We start from the raw sequence: 20,954 nt of genomic DNA on the forward strand, positions 1-20,954 counted from the left end.
GATTCCCCCTTGACAAGGGGGAGGGTTATGGAGTGTATTGGAGGCGTCGGAAGGCGGTTCATGCAGGCATGGGAGACCTCCCCTTATGAAGGGGAGGTGGCCCCGCAGGGGTCGGAGGGGTAGGGTCGTTTGTGGTCGTCGTGCATGGGTTGTTGGATGTGACACGGCAAATTAACGTGGAAGAAAAACGCACCTCCGGGTGCATTCATCCGTATTGGCGCCAAAAGCACTCGCGGAGAAGATATATGAAACTGTACGATAGGAAGGAGATTGGCGCAATCCTTAAAAAAGCCGCCGAAAACTCTTCATCGGATGACGCTGATGCCGTCATGGGGTTGTCCATTGATGAATTGCGTCAACTCGCATCGGATGTGGGAATTGATCCAGAACAAATTGCACGGGCTGTCGCTGAAATTGAAGGGGACTCCAGAAGGCGCGAACGTAAATTCTGGGGAGGGCCATTCTCGTTCCATAGTCAGGTTTTGGTGGAGGGCGAAATAGGGGCTGGTCAGTGGGAGGAGATGCTCATTGCCATCCGCGATTTCTTCCAGTCCAAAGGAGAGGTCACTACCCGGGAATCCGTTTATGAGTGGAGCTCTCCGTGGGGCACAACGAATACTGCTCAGGTAACCGCCCTCAAAGACAGCGGGAAAACGAAGATCAATGTCAGGTGGAACGGGCCCTTGACCGCCGTTCCGTTTTACATCCCCGTGCCGTTAGTTGCCATCGCGTCAGTTTTCTTTGCGTCTGAATTCCTGGAGTTATCGGCCGTTCCCGGAGTGGCGTTTACGCTGATGGCCACGGGGCTTGCGTTTTTGGTCGGGCGATGGGCGCTTCGCAAACACCTCGATAAAGGATTGGAAAAACTCCAACGGATGGTAACTGAACTGGACCTCATCGCCGGTAGAAAAAAGCCGCAGGCTGAAGTGGTTTTGAAGGAGACGGATGCGGGCCGGGCGCAGGCCGAAAAGAAGGATCCTCTTTTGCAAATACATGAAAGGGAGAATCACACCGAACCGGAGGTCGGGACGACCCGTCGCAACCATTCTAGAACGTGAGCGAAGCGCGCGCGTCACGTCTTTCGGCGCCCCATGACCTGACCCGTCGTAACGCAATGTAGATGCGTTTTCCCCGCACACGATGGAGACGAGCCGTGTCATCCCCCGGCGATTCTCAGATACAATGCGAGGGGTCCTTCGACCGTCACCTTTCCCGGTCTGTGTGCGGCTTATAAGACGGATCCGTCCGTGAAGAAAGCCTGTGTGTATCGATGCGCCGCGTCCGTTCCTCTTTTGCCCTTCTCCTCGTCGCCGTCCTCTTCGGCGCAACGGCGTGCTTCGCGCAACCTTCGTCGCTTCGAAAAGGCGCGCTCCGGCTGACGGACTGGCCGCGCGCGCTCCTCGACGCAGGCCGAACGCTCGAACCCTTCGCCGACCTCGATGTGCTCCCTTTCCTCGACACGCTCATGCTCGAATACGCGTACGGTGTGACCGATGATCGCCCCGTGATGACCTTCGCGCTCGCGTGGACGCCTGGCGACGAGGGCATCCTCAACGGCGTGCGCGTGCCGTACGACGCCCTGCCCGACGATGTCCGCCTCGCCGCCCTCGACGTCCGCGCCGACGTTTTCGTGGGGGGCAAACGGGTGACGGAACTCATCATCTCGGTGGACGGCATGGCGCTCGGCCCCGCGCCGTACGTCTACCCGTTCGAGGGCGCCGATCTCGCGTGGGAGACCCTCTTCGCCGACGGCGACGCCGAGACCGCCCGCCGGCACTTCCGCGAAGGTTTCGAACTGCGGAACATGGAGGTTCTCCGCATCGCCTTCGCCGCCTCCGACGCAGACGAGCGGGACGTGACGGTGACGCCCCGCCCCCGTCCCCCCGCGCGCACGACGATCTACGTCCCGGACCGGACGATATGGGTGATCGTCAAAGGCCGCCGCCCCACGTCGCCGCGCGTGGCCACCGGCCCGCATCGCCCGCGCCGCGGCGACGTGGGGCGAGACCTCGACGGCTCCTCGGAGCGCACCCGCGACAAACCCCGCGACGACGACCGGGGCAATGCCTCCGGCGCGGACGACGAGCACACGGGCGACGAGAACGCCGCCAAACGCGACGGCAAACGCGGCGGCCTCTTCGACGGCCTCGGAAAGAAGAAGAAAGACGATGACAATGAAGACGAACAACTGCTTCCGGCAGCGCTCGCGGGCGCGGCGGCCGTCGGGCTGATCGCCGTGGCGGGCGGGACGGTCGGGCTCTTCGGCCACGAGCGCGCCCCCATCGGGCTGGCCTCCGGCTTCGCGCGGGCGCGGTGGGGCATGCTCCTTCAGGTCGCCGTCAACGAGGCGGTCCTCGGCGCGGGGAACGAACCGGAGCGGCTCGTGGGGCAGCTCTTCGGCTTCTTTGACCTGTTCCGCGCACCCATACAGCCCGCCGTTGGCCTCGGCGTGTGGGCCGAAGAGCACGGCGACGCCGTCGACCTGTCGCCGAGCGTCTCCCTCGGCGCGGTGGCCCGGGCCGGACCCGTGCTCCTTCAGGGGGGATACGACTTCGCCGGAGGCGGCGCACAGTTCGGCCTCGCCGTCACGTTCCGCCGCCCGTGAGATGCGTCAGATCAGCCCGGCGCGCTCGGCGGCTTTGCGGAGGAGGACTTCCTGTTCGGCGGAGAGGTTTTTCGGAATGGTCACTTCGATCTCGACGTACAGATCGCCGGTCCCCTTGTCCGTGACCACGCCCTGCCCGCGCAGGCGAAGCTTGTCGCCGGGTTGTGTGCCCTTGGGGATGGTCAGCTTGATGCGTTTGCCGTAGGCATTCGTGATGTGGCGCGTTGTGCCGAGCATGGCTTCGAAGGCGTTGACCGCCACCTTCGTGTACAGGTCGTTGCCCTCGCGGCGGAAGCGGGGATGCGGCCTCACCTCGAACGTCACGTAGAAATCGCCGCGCTGCCCGCCGGGCCCGGCCCCGCCGCGCCCGCGCAGGCGCACCTTATATCCGTCCGAGACGCCCTTCGGATAGGCGATGCGCGCCTTCTTTCCGTCGGGGAGCGTCACCTCGACCTTTCCGCCTTCGAGCGCTTTTTTGAACGGCAATCGCACCGTCGTCCGGCGGTCGAGGTCTGCGGCGGTTCCAGGGGCCCCGGCGGTCTGCGGCTCGCCGCCGGTGAAGACGCCCTTGAACAGATCGCCGAGGTCGCCGAAGAGATCGCCGAAGCCGAAGCCTCCGCCGCCACTGCCGCCGCCCTTCGTGTCCACGTGGACGTACGTGCCGTCAGGGGCACGGTAATACCGCCCGCCGTTCTGCGTGGTGTACGTATCGCCGAAGATGCTTCCGAAAGCCGGATTCTTCCGCATCCGGTCATAGTTCTTGCGTTTGCCGGGGTCGGAGAGCACCTCGTACGCCTCCTGAACCTCCTTGAAGCGTTCCTCGGCTCTGGCGTCGCCCGGATTGCGGTCCGGGTGGTATTTCCGCGCCAGCTTGCGATAGGCTTTCTTGATCTCGTCCGCGCTTGCGTGCTCCGAGATTCCGAGGATTTTATAGTAGTCTTTGTGGTCCGGCATCGCCCGTCCTTCTCCAATTGTCGTCGCGGGGGCTTAACTTCGGGACGCCCGCCGCGACGGCGGCGTCCGCTTCCGTATTCCGTCGCATCCGGTGAAAAGTTACTCTTTCTCGAAATCTCCGGCTTCCCCAACATGACACACCGGCGCATACAAAAGGTTCTCATCGCTAACCGGGGCGAAATCGCCGTCCGCATCATCCGCACGTGCCGGGAGCACGGCATCGCGACGGTGGCGGTCTTTTCCGACGCCGACCGGACCGCGCCGCACGTCCGCCTTGCCGACGAGGCGTATCGGATCGGTCCCGCGCCGTCGGCGCTCTCGTACCTCGTGCCCGAAAAGATCCTCGAAGCGGCCCGAAAGAGCGGGGCGGACGCGATCCATCCGGGGTATGGCTTTCTCTCGGAGAATGCCGATTTCGCCGAGGCATGCGAGGCGGCGGGCATCGTGTTCATCGGGCCTCCGGCGGCGGCGATCCGCGCCATGGGGGACAAGACGGCGGCGCGGCGGCTCATGGAGGCGGCGGGCGTCCCGATGGCCCCCGGCACGACGGACGCCGTGGAGGACCTCGAAGCGGCGGCGCGTCTCGCCGGGGAAATCGGCTATCCGGTGCTCGTCAAGGCGGCGGCGGGCGGCGGCGGCAAGGGCATGCGCATCGTGGAGACGCCGGAGGACTTTGCGCGCACGATGGAGGCGGCGCAGCGCGAGGCGCAGGCGGCCTTCGGCGACGGACGCGTGTTCCTCGAAAAGTACATCCTCCGCCCGCGCCACATCGAATTCCAGATCCTGGCCGACGCGCACGGGAACGTGGTGCACCTCTTCGAACGCGAGTGTTCGATCCAGCGGCGGCATCAGAAGGTCATCGAGGAAGCCCCCTCTTCGGTGCTCACGCCGGAGGTCCGGGCGCGTATGGGGCAGGCGGCGGTGAAAGCGGCCCGCTCGTGCGGCTACGTGAACGCGGGCACGGTCGAGTTCCTCGTGGACGAGGCCCTCAACTTCTATTTCATGGAGATGAACACGCGCCTGCAAGTGGAGCATCCCGTCACGGAGGCGGTCACCGGGCTCGACCTCGTGGCCGAGCAGATCCGCATCGCCGAGGGCGCGCCGCTCGGCTATACGCAGGCGGCGCTCAGCCTGCACGGGCACGCCGTCGAGTGCCGCGTCTATGCCGAGGACCCTGCGAACAACTTCCTCCCCGCGCCGGGGCGGCTGCTCCGCCACGCCCCGCCCGACGGCTTCGGCGTGCGCGTGGATGCGGGCGTGGAGCAGGGCGGCGAGGTGCAGATCCACTACGACCCCATGATCGCGAAGCTGACCACGTGGGGCCGCACGCGCGCGGAGGCCGTCCGCCGCATGGCGCGCGCCCTCGACGAGTACGACGTCGCCGGCGTGCCCACCACGATCCCCTTCTGCCGCTTCGTCATGGCGCACGAGGCGTTCCGGCGCGGCGACCTCTCGACCCACTTCGTCGCCGACCACTTCGACCCCGCCGCGCTCACCCCGGACGACCCCGCGCTCGACCGCGCCGCCGCCGTGGCCGCCGTGCTCTACCGCGCCGCCGAGGCTCCCACCGCCGCCGAGGTCCGCGACGCCCCCGCCCCGCCGCCGAGCCGGTGGCAAATGCGGCGGCATCTTTCTTGATACTTTCGGATTTTTGCAGCGTTGCATGCACGGCTATCAAATAATTCTATGCAGATCTTCGATGTATGGCATACTGAATCAAGCTATCGTCGTCTGCGTTTCAGTTGATAATCTACGCCTGTTACATTACGGCGAAAACGAACCATCTCGATGCTTGCGTTGAAGTGCGTTGCGATTTGTTCGTTCGTCCAGCCTCTGCTTAATGCCCATAGAAGTCCATCTCGTGTGATTTGCAAGCAACCACCGAGCCATTCAGCTTCTTTTTCCTGATGCTTGTCGTAGTCACGGAGCAACAACCCATCTTGCAACGTGATTCCTGAAGGTGTGTGTCCTTCGAGTTCGTGCGCGATCTCATGCATGAGATCGCTCTGTTGGCGCCAAGAGGAGTGTGTGGGATTATAAATAATTATTGGAGGCGACGTATCTGCCAATGTAGCCGCCGACCACCCGTTGTCTGGACGTAATACCTCACGCAATACTTCAGGCATCATGCCTTTAATACTAGCCGGTGCCACAATGTATATACCGAGATGCTGAGCCAGCCTTCGGGCTGGGAGCGGAGCGTGTGCTGACAATTTCAGAACTTGGCGCAGTTCGACAGCCAGCCGCTCTGCCTTCGTCTTAAACCCACGTCGCATGTTGACCAACTAAAGGTTATTACGAGGCTTTTTCCCCTTCAAGTTCTCCCCGTTCGGCTGCTTCATACGCCAAGCGAACCATTGTGACGATAGCATCAATGGTTTTAGGATCTAGTGTCCGATCCGCACGCAGGTGTACAGCGATTTTCTCGGGCATGGCTGGCTCCGCAGTTTCATTCTGCTTTTTCTCGTCCGGTGTAGCAACCATAAAATAGTTCGGCGAGACACCGAGCCACCGGCAAATCCGCAGGAACGTGTCGAGGTCTGGCAAATTTCCTTGCTCGATACGCGAGAGGGTAGACGCGCTAACGTCACCGATCTCCTTCGCCACGACACGCAAACCCCGTTCACCGCGCCGTTCTTTGAGCAAAGCCGCCAGCTTGTCAGTATCGATCTCGTGTGCCATGACAGATCTTACTTCCGTGTGACAATGTTGCACATAAGATACGCCGTCGCATACAGGAAACAAAATAGTATCGTGTCACATATGAAACATCGTTGCATTGGCACGACGATTGCTGAGAGCACATCAAAACCTGATACAGGGCGAGCATATGACGCACAGATGTCAGGTTCAGATGCTAGCTTGTTCTTCTTCACGCGAAACTCAGAGAATCATCATGGCGAAGAATCGAAAGGTTACGGGTAAACGCGCGGCTTCGAATGCTTCGAAGACCATACGCAGCAGCTCTACTGGACAAAACTCGAAGTCGGCCGCAGGCAGTGCCCTCTCGCAGCGAAAAGCACCCAAGAAGCAAACGTCAAGCACAGCTGCACGTGCAGCTTCGAAGGCATTGCGTGACGGGAGGACAAGTAAGACGACAAAATCAGCGGCTGGCAGCGCGTTAAGTCAGACGCCTAAGCGGAAAAAGGGTAAATGAATGAGCGAAAATATTTTTAAAGTCCTCGCGCTTGACGGCGGTGGCATTCGTGGTGTCGCTACCGCGGCCTATTTAGCCGACTTAGAATCGAGATTAGACAGCCCTCTCTCCCACTATGTTGATCTCATCACCGGAACCTCTACGGGCGGTATCATAGCAGCAGCGCTCGCCCGTGAAGTCCCTGCATCCGAGATACGGAAGCTTTACGAAGAGCGGGGCGAAATGATTTTCTCTCGCCGCAGACCACGGCTCCCGAAGAAGATCGCCAGCATCTCCGATGCATTGTACCGCAGCGAGCCTCTCCACGATGAACTCCGAAGTGTACTGGGTGAAAACACAAAGCTCGGTGATGTCGATTGTCGAGTTTGTATTCCTGCCTTCAATATAAGTACGGGGCGCACGGTCGTCTTCAAGACGAGGCATCACGAGAAGTTTGAGCGTGACTTTACCCTCCCGCTGTGGAAGGTGGCTGCAGCAACGGCCGCTGCACCCATCTACTTTGCGCCTGTGCATATTCCCGACCGCGGCTACTTCGTCGACGGCGGCATCTGGGCAAATGCACCGATCATGGTCGGCATCGCAGAAGGAATCCTTCTCGGCTACGGATTACATGAAATTCGTGTCCTCTCGATCGGGACCGGTCGGGAGGCTTTTGGGCTTGACGGGTCCGAAAGTAAAACCTTTTTTCCGCACCGTCGATGGGGTTTATGGGGATGGGGACGTCACATCGTAGACTTGTTTATGCGACCGCAATCACAACAAGCGCTCAACCTTGCCGGTTATATACTTTCCGATAAATCACAAATCCTCCGTATCGACTTTGATTTGTCAATGGAATGTGATCTGGACGACATAGGAAAAACGAAGCAACTCATTTACCTCGCCAAGAATGAGGCGAAGAACACAGCACTCGAAGTACGACAGTGCTTCTTCGACCATAAATCCGATCCCTTTACACCCATTCCTTCATCAACAAAATGCGACTGAAAAAATCCTTCGAAAACTTTCTCCGAGACACCATTAACCTTGACCAGACGCGTCTAGACCGCATCCGAAGTGCGCACACCACCATCCGAGATAAGCTGACAGCGCTCGATGAGGTAAAAAAATATTATGTAACATCCTACCTCCAAGGGTCATACCCTCTTGGAACGGTCATTCGTCCATGTGACGAGAATGCCGAGTATGATGTCGATGTCGTGCTCGCGCTCAACCTAGAAGACCAAGACGGAAACCTCTTTGACGGCCCCAGTGTGCTCGACTGGCTCTACCTTATGATCGACGGCATCCCTCTATATAAAGGAAAGGTTGAGCGTCGCGAACGCTGTGTGCGAGTCCAGTATGAATCCGATAGTCAGCGCTTCCACCTCGACGTACTTCCGGCCCACCAGCCTGTGGTAAACGATGATCCGATTCTGATTCCCCCAGACTGGGCGGCTACGAATCCTCGCGCCTACATCAAGTGGCTGAATGATCGCCAGCAAAACCACTGCGCGCGTGTGCGCCATATTGTTCGGCTTCTGAAGTACTGGCGCAACCTCCAATCCGGCAGTGGCCTCTTCGGACTAAACTCGATGGTGCTCACAACGCTGGTCGGACACCACGCGCCGAAGGATGGCCGGTATAAATCACTGGACGAGGCGCTCGTCAAGACGATGGCCTCTATCAACGATTGGCTCCAAGATCTTCCCGCTTTCGAGCAGGTCGTGGTCGAAAACCCGTCCCTTGACGGCGAGAACCTCGCGCGCAATTGGAGTTGGGTGGAGGTTTCGTCGTTCCGAACCACGTTTGCCAACGCGACGGCCCTAGCCGAAGAAGCATACGCATGCAAAGATGAAAAGCTGACCATCGAAGTCTGGAACGACAAAAAGCTCTTCGATGGATGCTTCCCAAAAACGCTCCAGGGACTAGATGAGGAAGCGAAAGCCGTAGCAAAAGCAATGCAGAACGGTGGATTGTATACTGGAGCTTCGGGACTGATCAGTATGAATCTGGAGCGCGGAAGTGTCCGGATGCGAGACAACCGGGGTTATTTCGGTCGTTCGGAGGATTGACGTTGATGTTACGCTGGCTGCGTCCAAAGCGTCTGAACCCTGCCGTACAGGTGCTCATCATGCGGCGGCTGTTTCCCGGCTTCCGGTGCCGAGGCCGCTGCGGCCGGTATGTCTTCTCGGGAACGCTGCAGCCGAAGCCGGACTCTGATATCTACAAAGTCTCCATTCATTATCGCTTCGGGTTTGTACCCAAGGTCTTTGTCCGTACACCGCGCCTAGACAAAAACGCTCCTCATACGTACTCGGACGGGTCATTGTGCCTTTTCCACCCTCGCCTATTTCGGTGGCATGAAGGGCGTCTCCTCGCCCGATATATAGTACCGTGGACAGCGGCATGGTTGTATTTCTATGAGAGTTGGCTCGATTTAGGCGTATGGCTCGGTCCGGAAGCACCACATCGCGCTAGCGAGAAGAAAGGCTAAAACCACGTCTCCACGCGCCGGAGGCCCCGGGTTTCGAGCCATTCGGTGACGGCGCGGACGGCCTCGGCGGCGCCCTTCGTCGTGAGCGGGTCGCCGAAGCGCTGAAGGCCCACGTACACACCGCCCTCGTGCGGGCGGGCTTTCACCAGCACCTCCTGCCGCAGGTCCTCCTCCTCGATGATGGCGGGAAAGAGCAGCCCCTCGCCCTCCACCTCCCGGTAGACGTTGGGGAGGATCACCACGCCGCCCGCGAAGCGGTGCACCTGCTTCGTGAAGCCGCCGGCGGCGCTCAGGTCGCCTTCCAATAGCGCGTGCTGCATGTCTTTCGAGATCTGAATGGGTTCAAAGGGTTCGTCCGCCTCCGCCGTTTTCGTGAAGACCGCATGGTGGATCGGACGCGCCTGCTCCCGCCACTTCAGCGCGTACTTCGTGCGAAGCGTCGCGGGGGGAGGCGGCTTCTCCTCGACGGCGAAAAGCCCGGTGGTGCGGGCCTCGTCGCAGGCGAAGGCGAAGTACTCGGCGTGGTCGGTGGTCAGCCACAGCGCGCCCTCGTCTGCAAGGCGCGTCGAGAGGAGGCGGAAGAAATCGGCCTGGAGGAGGCGGTTCTTGTGGTGCCGTTTCCGGGGCCACGGGTCGGGGAAATTGACGTATACGCGATGCAGCCCACGCGGCGGGATCACGTTGCGCACGAGGAAACGGCCGTGCCCCTTGTAGAGCCGCGCGGTCGTGATCCCCTCGCGCCGGAGCCGCTTGAAGGCGCGCGTCACCGAGGCGGGCGAGACCTCCGCCCCGAGCAGGTTCCACGCCGGATGCGCCCGCGCCAGATGCGCCAGAAAGCGCCCGTCGCCGAAGCCGACCTCCAGCACGAGCGGCCCCTCGCGTCCGAAGATCCGGCGGGCGGAAGCGGGAAAGTCGCGGTTCGCGAGGGAAAGGATCATACGAGGGGGCGGTGGGAGAAAAAGGGGGGCACGACTCGACGACGACGGAGATACGCCGAAACGCGGTTCTGCCCCCGCCGTTCCCACGTGCGTCGCGCAAAGAAAGCGCGAAGGCGGGCCGTCACGTCGCTCCGGAACGTTCGCGAGACCCGACGGACGGAAGTCCCCGCCGCATCGTTTGAATCGCTTTCGGAAGCGGATCGCGGAGGAGATAGGGCCACTCCGTCTCCGCCCACCTGAGCGCGGGGCGCAGGCTTCGGGGTCGTCGCCATACCCGGAGCGCCGCGCCCGCCGCCACGTACCGCACCGGGCGGCAGGCCGGCGGCGCGAACGTATGGCCCAGCGCCGAGCGGCACGCCAGAAGCGGGAAGTTGATCCCCGCCGCAAGCGAGCCGAGCAGGCTGCCCCAGTATCGCGGGTTGACCTCGATTATCCAGGGACGTCCCTCCGGATCGCATCGCAGGTCTATGTGCGCCACGCCGTTCCACCGGAGCGCCCGCATCAGCCGCCGCACCACTGCCAGCATCCCCGCGTGTTCTACGAAGACGATGCCCGCCGGCGGCGCGAACGGCTTCGGACGGGGAATGATGCCTCTCTGGATGGTATGCGCGAGCACCTCGCCCGCGCGGCAGAGCACGCTGCAGTCGATGTCGAAGCCGGGCACGAAGTGTTGAGCGATGAACGTCCCGGACGGACACGCATGGGTGCGGAGAAAAGCGCGAAGCGCGGCGAGTGTCTCGAAGCGCCGGATGGCTTCGCCATAGCGCCCGCGCACCGGCTTGAGGAGGATGGGGAAGGCGAGGCCGGAGACGCCTTCCGCGAACGCGTCATCATCCGAGCACAGGAGCGTGTCGGGATGGGGAAGGCCCTGCTCGGCGAGGAAGATCGCCAGGCGCCCCTTGTCCGCCACCTGGTCGAATGCTTCCACCGACGGCACGAAGCCCGCCCGGGCCGTCTCCGGCAGCGCTTCGGGGTGCGCCGCCAGCAGCCGCACCGTCTCCTCTTTGACCGCGAGCACCACGTCCGCCCCCGTCTTCTCGACGGTCCGGCGGATCGCTCCCGGATACGCTTCGTCGCCGCCCTCGTACGCGTGGAACGAGGCTCGCCGCCGTGAGAAGCGGGACGGCGCCCATGCGCCGAGCGCCAGGACGTGCGCCGACACGCCCGCCGCCGCCAGACACGCGATCACGAGCCGGGCGAACCCGCGCTCGCCATCGAGAACGAGGACGGAAAAGTCGGACATGGGCCGGTTTTACGAAGAGGTCGATCAGGCTTCCGCCTTATTGCCGGGTTGGCGCTGCCCCAGCTCGCGGTCGAGCATGAAGAGTCCGGGGCCTTCCCCCTCGATCAGGCTCAGGCTGTCGATGACTTCCTGAGCCACCTCCTCCTCTTCCACCTGCTCGTCGATGAACCAGTGGAGGAGCATCTGAAGCGGATAGTCGTGCTCCTTGCGCGCCAGTTCGAAGAGTTCGTGGATACGCCCGGTGATGTACTGCTCGTGCCTGAGCACCTCTTCGAAGGCTTCGAGCGCCGTGTCGAAGGAAGTCTCGGGCTTCGAGATGGTTTTCAGTTCGGGCGTGCCGCCGCGGCGGATGAGAAAGTCGAAAAACTTGAGGGCGTGTTGCGTCTCCTCTTCCCACTGCATCCGCATCCAGTGCGCAAAACCGCGCAGGTTGAGCGCCTCGAAACGCGCCGACATGGCCAGGTACAGATACGCGGACTCGAACTCGGCGCGGATCTGATCGTTGACGGCGTCTTGTATCTTCTTTTTCATGGGTCGTGTCTCCTGTCTGGGTGGTGATTCACATCAAAATACTGCCGCTGGAACGCTCGTCGCGCGCGTATGTTTTCCCCGGAAGGCCCGCGGCTTCGGAACGGCGCGGCGCCTTGAACCAAAGCCCTCGGCGAGGGTACAAGCCTGTGATCCGATCCTTCCCACATCCCTCTTCACGAGCCCTCAGGAGCGCTTTTCGAGCCGAATCGTTACGATCCTCTTTGCTACACCCGGTATTCTCCTTCACCCGGCACGAAACCCTGACACGGCTATATGAACCATCCTGTATCGCGTATTCTCTGGGCGGACGACGAGATCGATCTGCTGCGCCCCCACATCCTCTTTCTCGAATCGAAAGGCTATGACGTCACGAGCGTGACCAACGGCTCGGACGCCGTCGAGAAGGTCAGGGGACAGCGCTACGACGTGGTGCTCCTCGACGAGCAAATGCCCGGCATGGGCGGGCTCGAAACGCTCTCACAGATCAAGCACCTCTCGCCCGAGGTTCCGGTGGTGATGATCACAAAGAGCGAGGAGGAGCGCATCATGGAGGAAGCCCTCGGCGGTCAGATCAGCGACTACCTCACGAAGCCGGTCAATCCGAGCCAGGTCTTGCTCACGTGCAAACGCCTGCTCGAACGCACGCGCCTGCGCAACGAGAAAGCCTCGCAAAATTACCTCCAGTCCTTCAACGAGATCACGCGGGCGTTGATGGAGCCGCTCTCGCACGAGGAGTGGGTCGACCTGTATATGAAGCTCGTCCGGTACGACCTCGAGCTCGAAGGCGACGAGAACGTGCGGCAGGTGCTCGAAGACCAGTTTCACGAAGCCAACCGCGCCTTCGGGCGATACGTCGAAGAGGAGTACCCGGAGTGGATCGCCTCGGTGGATACGCCGCCGGACGCGCATCGCCCGGTGCTCTCGCACGAGGTCGTCCCGCAGTTCGTCCTCCCGCAGCTCGAAAAGGGTCGCCCGGTGCTTTTCTTCGTCATCGACTGTATGCGCTACGATCAGTGGCTGGAGTTTGAACAGCTTCTCTATCCGCTCTTCGACATGGAGAAGGCGTTTCACTATTCGATCCTCCCGACGGCCACGCCCTATTCGCGCAACGCCATCTTCAGCGGCCTGCTCCCGCGCGACCTCGCCCGGCATTTCCCGAAAATATGGGCCGAGGGCGAAGACGACGAGCACAGCCGCAACCGCAACGAGGAGGCGTTCCTCCGGGAACTGCTCCGGCGCAGGCATTACAACGAGGTGAGCCTCCGGTACGAAAAGCTCATCGGCACGCGGGACGGGCGCGAGTTTGCCGCGCACGTGGACGAGTTTCCGCAAAACGACCTCAGCGCCGTCGTCGTCAACTTCGTCGACATCCTCGCGCACAGCCGTTCCGACTCCGACGTGCTCAAGGAGATCGCTCCGGACGAGCGGGCCTATCGCGCGCTTACCCGCACGTGGTTCGAACATTCGTGGCTCTATCAGGCCTTTCAGGAACTCGCCGCGGCCGATTGCACCATCGTCATCACCACCGACCACGGCGCCGTTCGCAGCCTCCACGCCACGAAGGTCATCGGCGACCGCGAGACCTCGACGGCGCTCCGCTACAAGTACGGGCGGAACCTCAAGTGCGACTCGCGCCACGCCATCTTCGTCAAAGACCCGGAGCAATACGGGCTCCCGCGCACGAACATCAATACGAACTTTATCATTGCCAAGGAAGACTACTATTTCGTTTATCCGACGAACTACCACCACTACCTCAACCGCTATCGCGACACGATGCAGCACGGCGGCGCTTCGCTCGAAGAGATGATCCTGCCCGTGATTACGATGCGCCCGAAGCGATAGCCGTCCGCCGCCTCCGACGTCCATGACCCATCCACCGGTCCCTGCCCGCCTCCACGGCCTTTTGCCCGCCGAGACGTCCTCGGCGGCGGAGACGCGCGCGCTCGGCGCGAGGCTGGCCGAGGCCTTCGGTCCCGGCCTGACGGTGGCCCTTTTCGGCGACCTCGGCGCGGGCAAGACGCAACTCGTCAAGGGCATCGCCTCGGCCTTCGGCGTGCCGCCGGAGGCGGTCAACAGCCCGACGTTCACGCTCGTCAATGAATACGCCGGACGCGCCTTCCCGATTTTCCATATCGACGCCTACCGTATCCGGAGCCTCGACGAGTTCTTCGAGTTCGGATACGAGGAGTATTTCTTCGGTGAGGGCTTGTGCCTGATCGAGTGGCCGGAACGCATCGCGCCGTTGCTGCCGGAAGAGGCGCTTGGCCTGCGCCTCACCCACCTCGGCGACGACCGACGGCGGATCGCGCTCGCACGAGCGAAGGAGCCATGACCTTCGACGAAGCCTGCGCCTATCTGCTGGCGCGCCCGCGCTATGCCAAGTACGGCGACGCGGCATATCGTCCGGGGCTCGCCCGCATCGAGGCGTTGACGGCGGCGATGGGGCGCCCGCACGAGGCCTTCGCGAGTGTGCACGTGGCCGGAACGAACGGCAAGGGCTCGACGGCTTCCATGCTCGCGGCCGTCGCCACGGCCACGGGGCGGCGCGTCGGCCTCCACACCTCGCCCCACCTCTTCCGTCTCACCGAGCGCATGCGCCTCGACGGCGCACCCGCCCCCGACGCCTGGCTCGCCGAAGCCGTGACGCGCTTCCGCCCGGCCATGGACCGCATCGCGCCAAGCTTCTTCGAGGCCGTCACCGCGCTGAGCTTCCTGTACTTCGCCGAAGCCGGCGTGGACCTCGCCGTGGTGGAGGTGGGTCTCGGCGGCCGCCTCGATGCGACGAACATTCTCCGGCCCCGCCTTTGCGTCATCACCCACATCGGCCACGACCACGGCGCGCTCCTCGGCGAGACGCTCCCTGAAATCGCCCGGGAGAAGGCGGGCATCGTCAAGCCCGGCGTCCCGGTGCTCGCCGGAACGGACCGGCCGGAAGCGCTCGGCGTGATCGGTGCGACGGCGGAGGAACGCGGGGCGCCGTTTCACGCCGTCCCGGAGGAGGTGCGCCTGTGGGACGTCCGCTCCGCGCGCGACCATACCGCGTTTCACGCGCGCACCCCGGCGGGTACGTATGACGACCTCCGCGTCGGGCTGCCGGGCGCGCATCAGGCCCGCAACGCCGCTCTCGCGCTCCGGGCCTCCGAACTGCTCTTCGACGCCCGTCCGAATGCCGCCGAGGCCGTGCGGGCGGGCCTGTGGGATGTGCGGGCGCTTGCCGGGCTGCGCGGGCGGCTGGAAGTGCTTCAAACGGAGCCGATGATCGTCGCCGACGTGGCGCACAACGCCGAGGGCCTCGCCGTCGCGCTGGCGTACCTCCGGGCCGTGCGTCCGCCCGGGGGACGGTTGTACGTGCTCTTCGGCGTGATGCGCGACAAAGACCTCGGCCGTATGGCGCCCCTTCTCGCCGCCGCCGGAGCCACCGTCTTCCCCGCGCGGCTCGAGGTCGAACGCGCGCGGCCCGTCGACGAACTGTCCGCCGAACTGCGCGCCCACGGCGTCGCCGTCGCCGAGGAAGGCGGCGTCGCGGGCGGCCTCGCCCGCTTTCGCACCCGCGCCCGCCCGAACGACGTCCTTCTCGTGACGGGTTCGCACCTGTGCGTCGCGGCGTTGGGGCGTCACGCTGAGGGGCGTCCCTTGAGGTAGGGGAGGCATCGCGAAAACGACGAACGTGAACCCGGCCTCTTTGAACAGGCGCTCCCGTCGGAAAAGCGTTCCCACACGAACCCGCGCCGCTCGTAGCGCCCCTCCATGATGAGATCCGGCGCGCCCGTGCCCCCCTTCACGCCACCGTCTGGCCCGCCTCTTCCGCTTCGTCCTCGATCACCTCATCGTTGTCGGGTTCGTCGTCGGCGGCGGTGAGGCGGGCGGCGCGGGCGAGCTCGTCGCGGAGGTGGCGGCCGGTATGCGTGTCGGTGGCGGCCAGGGCGTCGGGCGTGCCGGCGAAGAGGATCCGGCCGCCGGCGTCGCCCGAGGGCGAAATAGGCGTACTATATTGTGATTGTGTGGCTTGTATGGCAGGTTGCGTCAGATGTGGTCTTTTTTGTCGAGATAAATGATAGACCTTGAGGACGCGTCGGATGTCGGTCGTGCGGGGATGGCCGCCCGGGTGGACCGGTGGAATCAGGGTCGATGAGGATCCACTATTCTTCGGAGAGATCAGTCAAATATCGCTTCATCATAGCGAGCACCGGGGCCGGTAATATGGTTTCCAGGTCAAGTCTCGAGATCGAAGTTTCTTCTACATAATATGATGAGACCTTATCTTTGGCTTTAGAGGGTGACGAGGCTTCTCTTGAGATTGTCCGGGAAATAATTTTGGATAAAATATCTGAGATGTCATCTTCAAAAGGACTAACGCTCAAAGCAGTAATTTCTTTCAATGGAGTCAAAAGCGAAATAATATTTGACGGCCCCGATTCTATGGTCGTCAGTTTCGGTGTTTCGATTGCGCGAGTTTCCCAAAACGCAGTTAGTAATAACGACGTCATTGTTCGTTCTGCAACTTATGCCCCAGTTCAAGTAGCATCACTGGCCCGGAAATAAGATGTGAGTTGCATGATGATGTGGATTGATAATATGTGGGGCGGATACTATGTGCACGAAAGTGGATCCTTTATTGATTGCCGAACTCGGGAGTGAAGCAGCGAAGCGTGACCTTCGGGCGTACCGGCCGGGACTTTCGGATGCGGATGCTCGGTAGCACTCCCGGCGCCGGGCTACGATGAACTCACGCGAAGAGCGCGTCGAGGGCGAGCGTGAAGCCCGGCAGCATCGGCGAGGCGACGGCGTCCCCGGCCTCTCGGCTCCGCTCCGCCGCCCGCACGTAGCCCCGGTCCGTCATCCGGTAGACCTTCACCGTCTCCAGCTCCGGGTCCACGATCCAGTATTCCGCCACCCCGCTCCGTTCGTAGAGCTTGCGTTTGCGCACCTCGTCGTGGCGGCGGTTGCCCTCGGAGAGCACCTCCACGATGAGGTCCGGCGCGCCCGTGATGCCGTGCTCGCCGATGCGGTCCGCGTGCTCTTTCGCCACGAAGAGGACATCGGGCTGCACGACGTCGATGTCGGAGAGGATCACGTCGATGGGGGCGACGAAAACCTCGCCCTGGTCGGCGTTTTGGAGATAGGCGGTCAGATAAAAGAACAGGCGTCCGACGAGCCTTTGATGTCGGGTGTTGGGAGCGGGAGCCACGTATTCTTCTCCGTCGATGATCTCATGGCGCTTCCCGTCCCCAGGGATGAGGAGGTAGTCTTCATAGGTGAATTTGACGGGAGGACGCTCGGTGATCATAGTCTTCGAGGGGCTTTTTCTTCACACACGCGCCGGGCCGCCGCGATGTTTCGCCGCGTCACGCCACCGTCTCGCCTTCTTCGGCCTCGGGGCAAATTTCAAGGCTGTTTTGGTTATCTTCAAAGCGATCTCGCCGACGATCCGATTTCACAATGCCGAATATCTCCGAATACCTGCTCAAGCGGTTCGGCATCATTGTGCACCTTTACTATTTCGATGAAGGTCGGCATAATCGCCCCCACGTTCACGTCATGTATGGGGACGAAGAAGCCGTCATTGCAATTCCGGGGGGTGAACTGTTGGAGGGCACACTGCCTAACCGGGTTCTTCGCAAGGTGCGGGCTTGGATCGAACTCAATGACGAAGCGTTAATGGAGCGATGGGGCAAAGCCGTACGAGGCAACACGATCACGCGCATTGATTGAGAGAAGGATGCATTCAGAGACCCCGAAAATTGTTGCGGTTCAGCCGCATGACGACTACACGTTGACGCTGACTTTTGCCAGTGGGGAGCGTCGCCTGTTTGATCTCAAACCGTACCTTCAGGCTGAAGTCTTTCGCGCGCTGCGGGACCTCGGATTGTTCCGGCAGGCAGCGGTCGTCTATGGTTCGCTTCAGTGGCCCGGCGAGCGTGATCTCGCGTACGACATGCTCTACGAAAAGTCGACGCCGTTGCCGGCCGAGGTCGCATAGCACTCCATCACGCCACCGTCTCGCCTTCTTCGGCCTCTTCTTCCGCATCGAGGAGGTCGTTCGGTTCGTCGTCGTCGGCGGTGAGGGCGTCGAGGTCCACGGTCCCGGGCGCTTCGGTGTCGGGGGCGCGGGCCGAGCGTTCGAGCTCTTCGCGGAGGTATCGGGCCGTGTGCGTGTCCGTCTCGGCGAGGGCTTCCGGCGTGCCCGCAAAGAGGATGCGTCCACCCGCTTCGCCGCCCTCGGGGCCGAGGTCGACGACGTGGTCGGCCACCTTGACGATGTCCATGTTGTGCTCGATCACGAGCACCGTGTTGCCCTTGTCGACGAGTGCCTGAAGGACGAGCAGGAGGTGGCGGATGTCTTCGAAGTGGAGGCCCGTGGTCGGCTCGTCGAGGAGGTAGAGCGTCGAGCCCGTGCCGGGGCGGGAGAGCTCGCGGGCCAGCTTGACGCGCTGCGCCTCGCCGCCGGAGATGGTGGTCGCCTGCTGCCCGAGGCGGATGTATCCGAGGCCCACCGAGTCGAGGGTGCGGAGCTTCCGCGCGATGCGCGGCACCTGCTCGAAGAAGGCGAGCGCCTCCGCCACGGTCATCTCGAGCACGTCGGCGATGTTCTTGCCTTTATACCGGACGTCGAGCGTCTCCGCGTTGTACCGCCGCCCCCGGCACGTCTCGCAGGCCACGTACACGTCCGGGAGGAAGTTCATCTCCAGCTTGACGATGCCCGCGCCCTTGCACGTCTCGCACCGCCCGCCCTTCACGTTGAACGAGAAGCGCCCCGCCTTATAGCCCCGGATTTTCGCCTCGGGAAGCTGCGCGAAGAGGTCGCGGATGTGGGTGAAGAGGCCCGTGTACGTGGCCGGGTTCGAGCGCGGCGTTCGCCCGATGGGGCTCTGGTCGATGTCGATGACCTTGTCGATGTGCTCCGTGCCTTCGATGCGGTCGTACGGGAGCGGGACCTTGCGGGCTTTGTGGAAGCGGTTGGCGAGGATCGGGTAGAGCGTCTGGTTGATGAGGCTCGACTTGCCCGAGCCCGACACGCCGGTGACGCAGAGGAACGTGCCGAGCGGAAGCGTGAGCGTGTCGCCTTTGAGGTTGTGCCCGGTGGCGCCGTGGAGGACGAGGCGCGCGCCGTTGCCCGGGCGCCGTGCCTTCGGGACGGCGATGCGTTGCTCGCCCCGGAGGTACGCCGTCGTCAGGCTCGCGTATCCGTTGCGGGCCGGGGGCAGTTCCGCCGGAGGGGCCGCGCCGAGGACGCGCCCGCCGTGCTCGCCCGCGCCGGGGCCGAGGTCCACCACGAAGTCCGCCGCCTCGATCATCTCCCGGTCGTGCTCGACTACGAGGACCGAGTTGCCGAGGTCGCGGAGCTGTTCGAGCGAGTCGATGAGGCGGTGGTTGTCGCGCGGGTGGAGGCCGATCGACGGCTCGTCGAGCACGTAGAGGACGCCCGTGAGCTGGGTGCCGATCTGCGTGGCCAGGCGGATGCGCTGGCTCTCGCCGCCGGAGAGCGTGCGCGCTGCGCGGTCGAGGTTGAGATAGCCCACGCCCACGTTGAGCATGAAGTCGAGCCGCTCGCGGATCTCCTTGACGATGGGCCGGGCGATGAGGGCCTGCCGGTCGGTGAACGTCACCTCGTCGAAGAAACGCCGGAGCGAGACGAGGTCCATCGCCACGAGCTCGGCGATGTTTTTGTCGCCGATGCGGTAGGCGAGGCTCTCCGGCTTGAGCCGCCCGCCGCCGCAGGCGCGGCACGGCATCGGGCGCATGTACGCCTCGGCCCACTTCCGCTGCCCCGCCGAGGTGCTGTGCGCGTGCGTGTGCCGGAGGTGGCCGTACACGCCGTCGAACCGGTGCTGGTAACGCACCTCGCGGTTCTTGTACCGGTAGACGATGTCGAACTGTCGGTCGCCCGCGCCTTCGAGGAGGACGGCGAGGTGCTCGGGGGCGAGGCGTTCGAGCGGGGTGTCGAAGTCGAAGCCGTATGCCTCGGCGACGGCGCGGAGCTGGCTGAAGATCCACACGTCGCGCGGCTTGCCGAGCGGGGCCAGGCCGCCCCCGGCGATGCTCTTCGATGCGTCGGGGACGACGAGCGCCGGTTCGATCTCGCGCTTCGCGCCGAGGCCGTTGCACACCGGGCACGCGCCGTAGGGCGAGTTGAAGGAGAACGTGTTCGGCGAGGGCTCGTCGTACGAGAGCCCGCTTTCGGGATCGAACAGGTGACGGCTGAAGGTGTGGTCGGTCATCGCGCCGTCCGCCCCGAGCACGGCGGCGATGAGCACGCCCCCGCCCATGCCGAGCGCCGTCTCCACGGACCGGCTCACGCGCGTCCGCAGCCCCGGCTTGATCACGAGCCGGTCCACCACCACCTCGATGTCGTGCGTCCGGTACCGGTCGATCTTCATCCCCTTCGTAATCTCCCGAAGCTCGCCGTCGATGCGGACGCGCTCGAACCCCTGCCGGGCGATCTGCTCGAAGAGCTCGCGATAATGCCCCTTCCGCCCTTTCACCACCGGCGCGAGGAGGATCACCCGCGCGCCCTCGGGGAAGGCGAGGATGCCGTCGATGATCTCGTCGTCGGACTGCTTCCGCATGGGCCGGCCGGAGACGTGCGAATACGGCGTGCCCGCGCGGGCGAAGAGCAGGCGGAGGAAGTCGTAGATCTCGGTGACGGTGCCCACGGTCGAGCGCGGGTTGCGGCTGACGGTCTTTTGCTCGATGGCGATGACCGGGCTGAGGCCGTCGATGAAGTCCACGTCCGGGCGCTCCATCATGCCGAGGAACTGCCGGGCGTAGGCGGAGAGGCTCTCCATGTACCGCCGCTGCCCTTCCGCATAGATGGTGTCGAAGGCGAGGCTGGACTTGCCCGAGCCGCTCAGCCCCGTAATGACGACGAGCCGGTTTCGGGGGATGTCGAGGTCGATGTTCCGGAGGTTGTGCTCGCGCGCGCCGCGAATGATGATCCGTTCGTTCATGCGGGAGGTCGGTCCGTTCGTCGCCACCGGGAAGAGGGAGGATGCACATGCCTGGCACATGCGAAAGGCTCATACCCCGGCGGCAACGTTTCGTTTCGG

The 20,954-nt window shown here is 63.2% G+C and carries 19 protein-coding genes; 11 read left to right on the forward strand and 8 right to left on the reverse strand.

Annotation, left to right across the window (positions count from 1 at the left end):
• Positions 1-245: 245 nt before the first annotated feature.
• Together AC1HIY_RS13325 and AC1HIY_RS13330 are read left to right on the forward strand one after the other, a co-directional pair.
• Positions 246-1,058, forward strand: coding sequence for a hypothetical protein (locus tag AC1HIY_RS13325; protein WP_479577241.1), 813 nt, complete (start codon positions 246-248; stop codon positions 1,056-1,058).
• Positions 1,059-1,270: 212 nt separating this feature from the next.
• A complete protein-coding gene (locus AC1HIY_RS13330; protein ID WP_479577242.1) occupies positions 1,271-2,605 on the forward strand; it encodes a hypothetical protein in 1,335 nt (444 codons plus the stop codon).
• Between the two features lie 6 nt (positions 2,606-2,611).
• On the opposite strand, the gene AC1HIY_RS13335 is transcribed toward AC1HIY_RS13330, so the two are convergent.
• A complete protein-coding gene (locus AC1HIY_RS13335; protein ID WP_479577243.1) occupies positions 2,612-3,559 on the reverse strand; it encodes a DnaJ C-terminal domain-containing protein in 948 nt (315 codons plus the stop codon).
• A 132-nt stretch (positions 3,560-3,691) separates the two neighbouring features.
• Here AC1HIY_RS13335 and accC point away from each other — a divergent pair, with 132 nt between their 5' ends.
• Complete coding sequence (gene accC / locus AC1HIY_RS13340; RefSeq protein WP_479577244.1) at positions 3,692-5,197, forward strand: acetyl-CoA carboxylase biotin carboxylase subunit; 1,506 nt, start codon at positions 3,692-3,694, stop codon at positions 5,195-5,197.
• Positions 5,198-5,280: 83 nt separating this feature from the next.
• Here the strand turns inward: accC and AC1HIY_RS13345 are convergent, their stop codons facing one another.
• Positions 5,281-5,835 (reverse strand): ImmA/IrrE family metallo-endopeptidase, encoded by a 555-nt coding sequence (locus AC1HIY_RS13345; RefSeq protein WP_479577245.1) that lies wholly within the window; start codon positions 5,833-5,835, stop codon positions 5,281-5,283.
• A gap of 19 nt (positions 5,836-5,854) precedes the next feature.
• Positions 5,855-6,241, reverse strand: coding sequence for a helix-turn-helix domain-containing protein (locus AC1HIY_RS13350; protein ID WP_479577246.1), 387 nt, complete (start codon positions 6,239-6,241; stop codon positions 5,855-5,857).
• 475 nt (positions 6,242-6,716) lie between these two features.
• Between AC1HIY_RS13350 and AC1HIY_RS13355 the strand changes: the two genes are divergently transcribed.
• The 3 genes from AC1HIY_RS13355 to AC1HIY_RS13365 are packed head-to-tail and all read left to right on the forward strand — an operon-like array spanning position 6,717 to position 9,192.
• Entirely contained in the window at positions 6,717-7,703 is a 987-nt protein-coding gene (locus AC1HIY_RS13355; RefSeq protein WP_479577247.1) for a CBASS cGAMP-activated phospholipase, read from the forward strand.
• Positions 7,694-8,770, forward strand: a complete 1,077-nt coding sequence (locus tag AC1HIY_RS13360; RefSeq protein WP_479577248.1) for an SMODS domain-containing nucleotidyltransferase — start codon at positions 7,694-7,696, stop codon at positions 8,768-8,770. Before AC1HIY_RS13355 ends, AC1HIY_RS13360 begins: the two co-directional genes overlap by 10 nt.
• A 59-nt stretch (positions 8,771-8,829) precedes the next feature.
• Complete coding sequence (locus AC1HIY_RS13365; RefSeq protein ID WP_479577258.1) at positions 8,830-9,192, forward strand: type II CBASS E2 protein; 363 nt, start codon at positions 8,830-8,832, stop codon at positions 9,190-9,192.
• Here AC1HIY_RS13365 and trmB read toward each other — a convergent pair.
• From trmB to AC1HIY_RS13380, 3 genes are all read right to left on the reverse strand, one after another.
• Positions 9,189-10,130: a tRNA (guanosine(46)-N7)-methyltransferase TrmB gene (gene trmB, locus AC1HIY_RS13370; RefSeq protein ID WP_479577249.1), complete on the reverse strand. Its 942-nt coding sequence runs from the start codon at positions 10,128-10,130 to the stop codon at positions 9,189-9,191. The two genes, AC1HIY_RS13365 and trmB, sit on opposite strands and share 4 nt — an antisense overlap.
• Positions 10,131-10,251: 121 nt before the next feature.
• Positions 10,252-11,373, reverse strand: coding sequence for a carboxylate--amine ligase (locus tag AC1HIY_RS13375; RefSeq protein WP_479577250.1), 1,122 nt, complete (start codon positions 11,371-11,373; stop codon positions 10,252-10,254).
• Between the two features lie 24 nt (positions 11,374-11,397).
• On the reverse strand, positions 11,398-11,904 hold the full coding sequence (locus AC1HIY_RS13380) for a ferritin (protein ID WP_479577251.1): 507 nt from the start codon (positions 11,902-11,904) through the stop codon (positions 11,398-11,400).
• Positions 11,905-12,177: 273 nt separating this feature from the next.
• Here AC1HIY_RS13380 and porX point away from each other — a divergent pair, with 273 nt between their 5' ends.
• Genes porX through AC1HIY_RS13395 form a run of 3 tightly spaced genes read left to right on the forward strand, consistent with a single transcriptional unit; the run spans position 12,178 to position 15,549 of the window.
• Positions 12,178-13,749 (forward strand): T9SS response regulator signal transducer PorX, encoded by a 1,572-nt coding sequence (porX, locus tag AC1HIY_RS13385; RefSeq protein WP_479577252.1) that lies wholly within the window; start codon positions 12,178-12,180, stop codon positions 13,747-13,749.
• Between the two features lie 22 nt (positions 13,750-13,771).
• The gene (gene tsaE / locus AC1HIY_RS13390; RefSeq protein ID WP_479577253.1) at positions 13,772-14,239 is read left to right on the forward strand and encodes a tRNA (adenosine(37)-N6)-threonylcarbamoyltransferase complex ATPase subunit type 1 TsaE; all 468 of its coding nucleotides are present in this window, start codon (positions 13,772-13,774) and stop codon (positions 14,237-14,239) included.
• Complete coding sequence (locus tag AC1HIY_RS13395; RefSeq protein ID WP_479577254.1) at positions 14,236-15,549, forward strand: bifunctional folylpolyglutamate synthase/dihydrofolate synthase; 1,314 nt, start codon at positions 14,236-14,238, stop codon at positions 15,547-15,549. Before tsaE ends, AC1HIY_RS13395 begins: the two co-directional genes overlap by 4 nt.
• A 1,084-nt stretch (positions 15,550-16,633) precedes the next feature.
• Here AC1HIY_RS13395 and AC1HIY_RS13400 read toward each other — a convergent pair.
• Positions 16,634-17,194 carry a Uma2 family endonuclease gene (locus AC1HIY_RS13400; RefSeq protein WP_479577255.1) on the reverse strand — a complete coding sequence of 187 codons (561 nt, stop codon included), beginning with the start codon at positions 17,192-17,194 and terminating at the stop codon, positions 16,634-16,636.
• Positions 17,195-17,346: 152 nt separating this feature from the next.
• On the opposite strand from AC1HIY_RS13400, the gene AC1HIY_RS13405 reads away from it, so the two are divergent.
• A complete protein-coding gene (locus AC1HIY_RS13405; protein ID WP_479577256.1) occupies positions 17,347-17,619 on the forward strand; it encodes a DUF4160 domain-containing protein in 273 nt (90 codons plus the stop codon).
• A 7-nt stretch (positions 17,620-17,626) separates the two neighbouring features.
• Complete coding sequence (locus tag AC1HIY_RS13410) at positions 17,627-17,887, forward strand: DUF2442 domain-containing protein (protein WP_456430127.1); 261 nt, start codon at positions 17,627-17,629, stop codon at positions 17,885-17,887.
• Between the two features lie 7 nt (positions 17,888-17,894).
• On the opposite strand, the gene uvrA is transcribed toward AC1HIY_RS13410, so the two are convergent.
• The gene (gene uvrA, locus AC1HIY_RS13415; RefSeq protein WP_479577257.1) at positions 17,895-20,855 is read right to left on the reverse strand and encodes an excinuclease ABC subunit UvrA; all 2,961 of its coding nucleotides are present in this window, start codon (positions 20,853-20,855) and stop codon (positions 17,895-17,897) included.
• Between the last annotated feature and the right edge of the window lie 99 nt (positions 20,856-20,954).

It is taken from the genome of Rhodocaloribacter sp. (assembly GCF_056451265.1).

Coding starts and splice junctions, on each gene's coding strand:
- AC1HIY_RS13375 (WP_479577250.1), bottom strand. CDS start 11,373: ATGTCCGACTTTTCCGTCCTCGTTCTCGATGGCGAGCGCGGGTTCGCC.
- AC1HIY_RS13395 (WP_479577254.1), top strand. CDS start 14,236: ATGACCTTCGACGAAGCCTGCGCCTATCTGCTGGCGCGCCCGCGCTAT.
- AC1HIY_RS13335 (WP_479577243.1), bottom strand. CDS start 3,559: ATGCCGGACCACAAAGACTACTATAAAATCCTCGGAATCTCGGAGCAC.
- AC1HIY_RS13405 (WP_479577256.1), top strand. CDS start 17,347: ATGCCGAATATCTCCGAATACCTGCTCAAGCGGTTCGGCATCATTGTG.
- AC1HIY_RS13400 (WP_479577255.1), bottom strand. CDS start 17,194: ATGATCACCGAGCGTCCTCCCGTCAAATTCACCTATGAAGACTACCTC.
- AC1HIY_RS13350 (WP_479577246.1), bottom strand. CDS start 6,241: ATGGCACACGAGATCGATACTGACAAGCTGGCGGCTTTGCTCAAAGAA.
- uvrA (WP_479577257.1), bottom strand. CDS start 20,855: ATGAACGAACGGATCATCATTCGCGGCGCGCGCGAGCACAACCTCCGG.
- AC1HIY_RS13360 (WP_479577248.1), top strand. CDS start 7,694: ATGCGACTGAAAAAATCCTTCGAAAACTTTCTCCGAGACACCATTAAC.
- AC1HIY_RS13330 (WP_479577242.1), top strand. CDS start 1,271: ATGCGCCGCGTCCGTTCCTCTTTTGCCCTTCTCCTCGTCGCCGTCCTC.
- AC1HIY_RS13325 (WP_479577241.1), top strand. CDS start 246: ATGAAACTGTACGATAGGAAGGAGATTGGCGCAATCCTTAAAAAAGCC.
- AC1HIY_RS13380 (WP_479577251.1), bottom strand. CDS start 11,904: ATGAAAAAGAAGATACAAGACGCCGTCAACGATCAGATCCGCGCCGAG.
- accC (WP_479577244.1), top strand. CDS start 3,692: ATGACACACCGGCGCATACAAAAGGTTCTCATCGCTAACCGGGGCGAA.
- AC1HIY_RS13355 (WP_479577247.1), top strand. CDS start 6,717: ATGAGCGAAAATATTTTTAAAGTCCTCGCGCTTGACGGCGGTGGCATT.
- AC1HIY_RS13345 (WP_479577245.1), bottom strand. CDS start 5,835: ATGCGACGTGGGTTTAAGACGAAGGCAGAGCGGCTGGCTGTCGAACTG.
- AC1HIY_RS13410 (WP_456430127.1), top strand. CDS start 17,627: ATGCATTCAGAGACCCCGAAAATTGTTGCGGTTCAGCCGCATGACGAC.
- trmB (WP_479577249.1), bottom strand. CDS start 10,130: ATGATCCTTTCCCTCGCGAACCGCGACTTTCCCGCTTCCGCCCGCCGG.
- porX (WP_479577252.1), top strand. CDS start 12,178: ATGAACCATCCTGTATCGCGTATTCTCTGGGCGGACGACGAGATCGAT.
- AC1HIY_RS13365 (WP_479577258.1), top strand. CDS start 8,830: ATGCGGCGGCTGTTTCCCGGCTTCCGGTGCCGAGGCCGCTGCGGCCGG.
- tsaE (WP_479577253.1), top strand. CDS start 13,772: ATGACCCATCCACCGGTCCCTGCCCGCCTCCACGGCCTTTTGCCCGCC.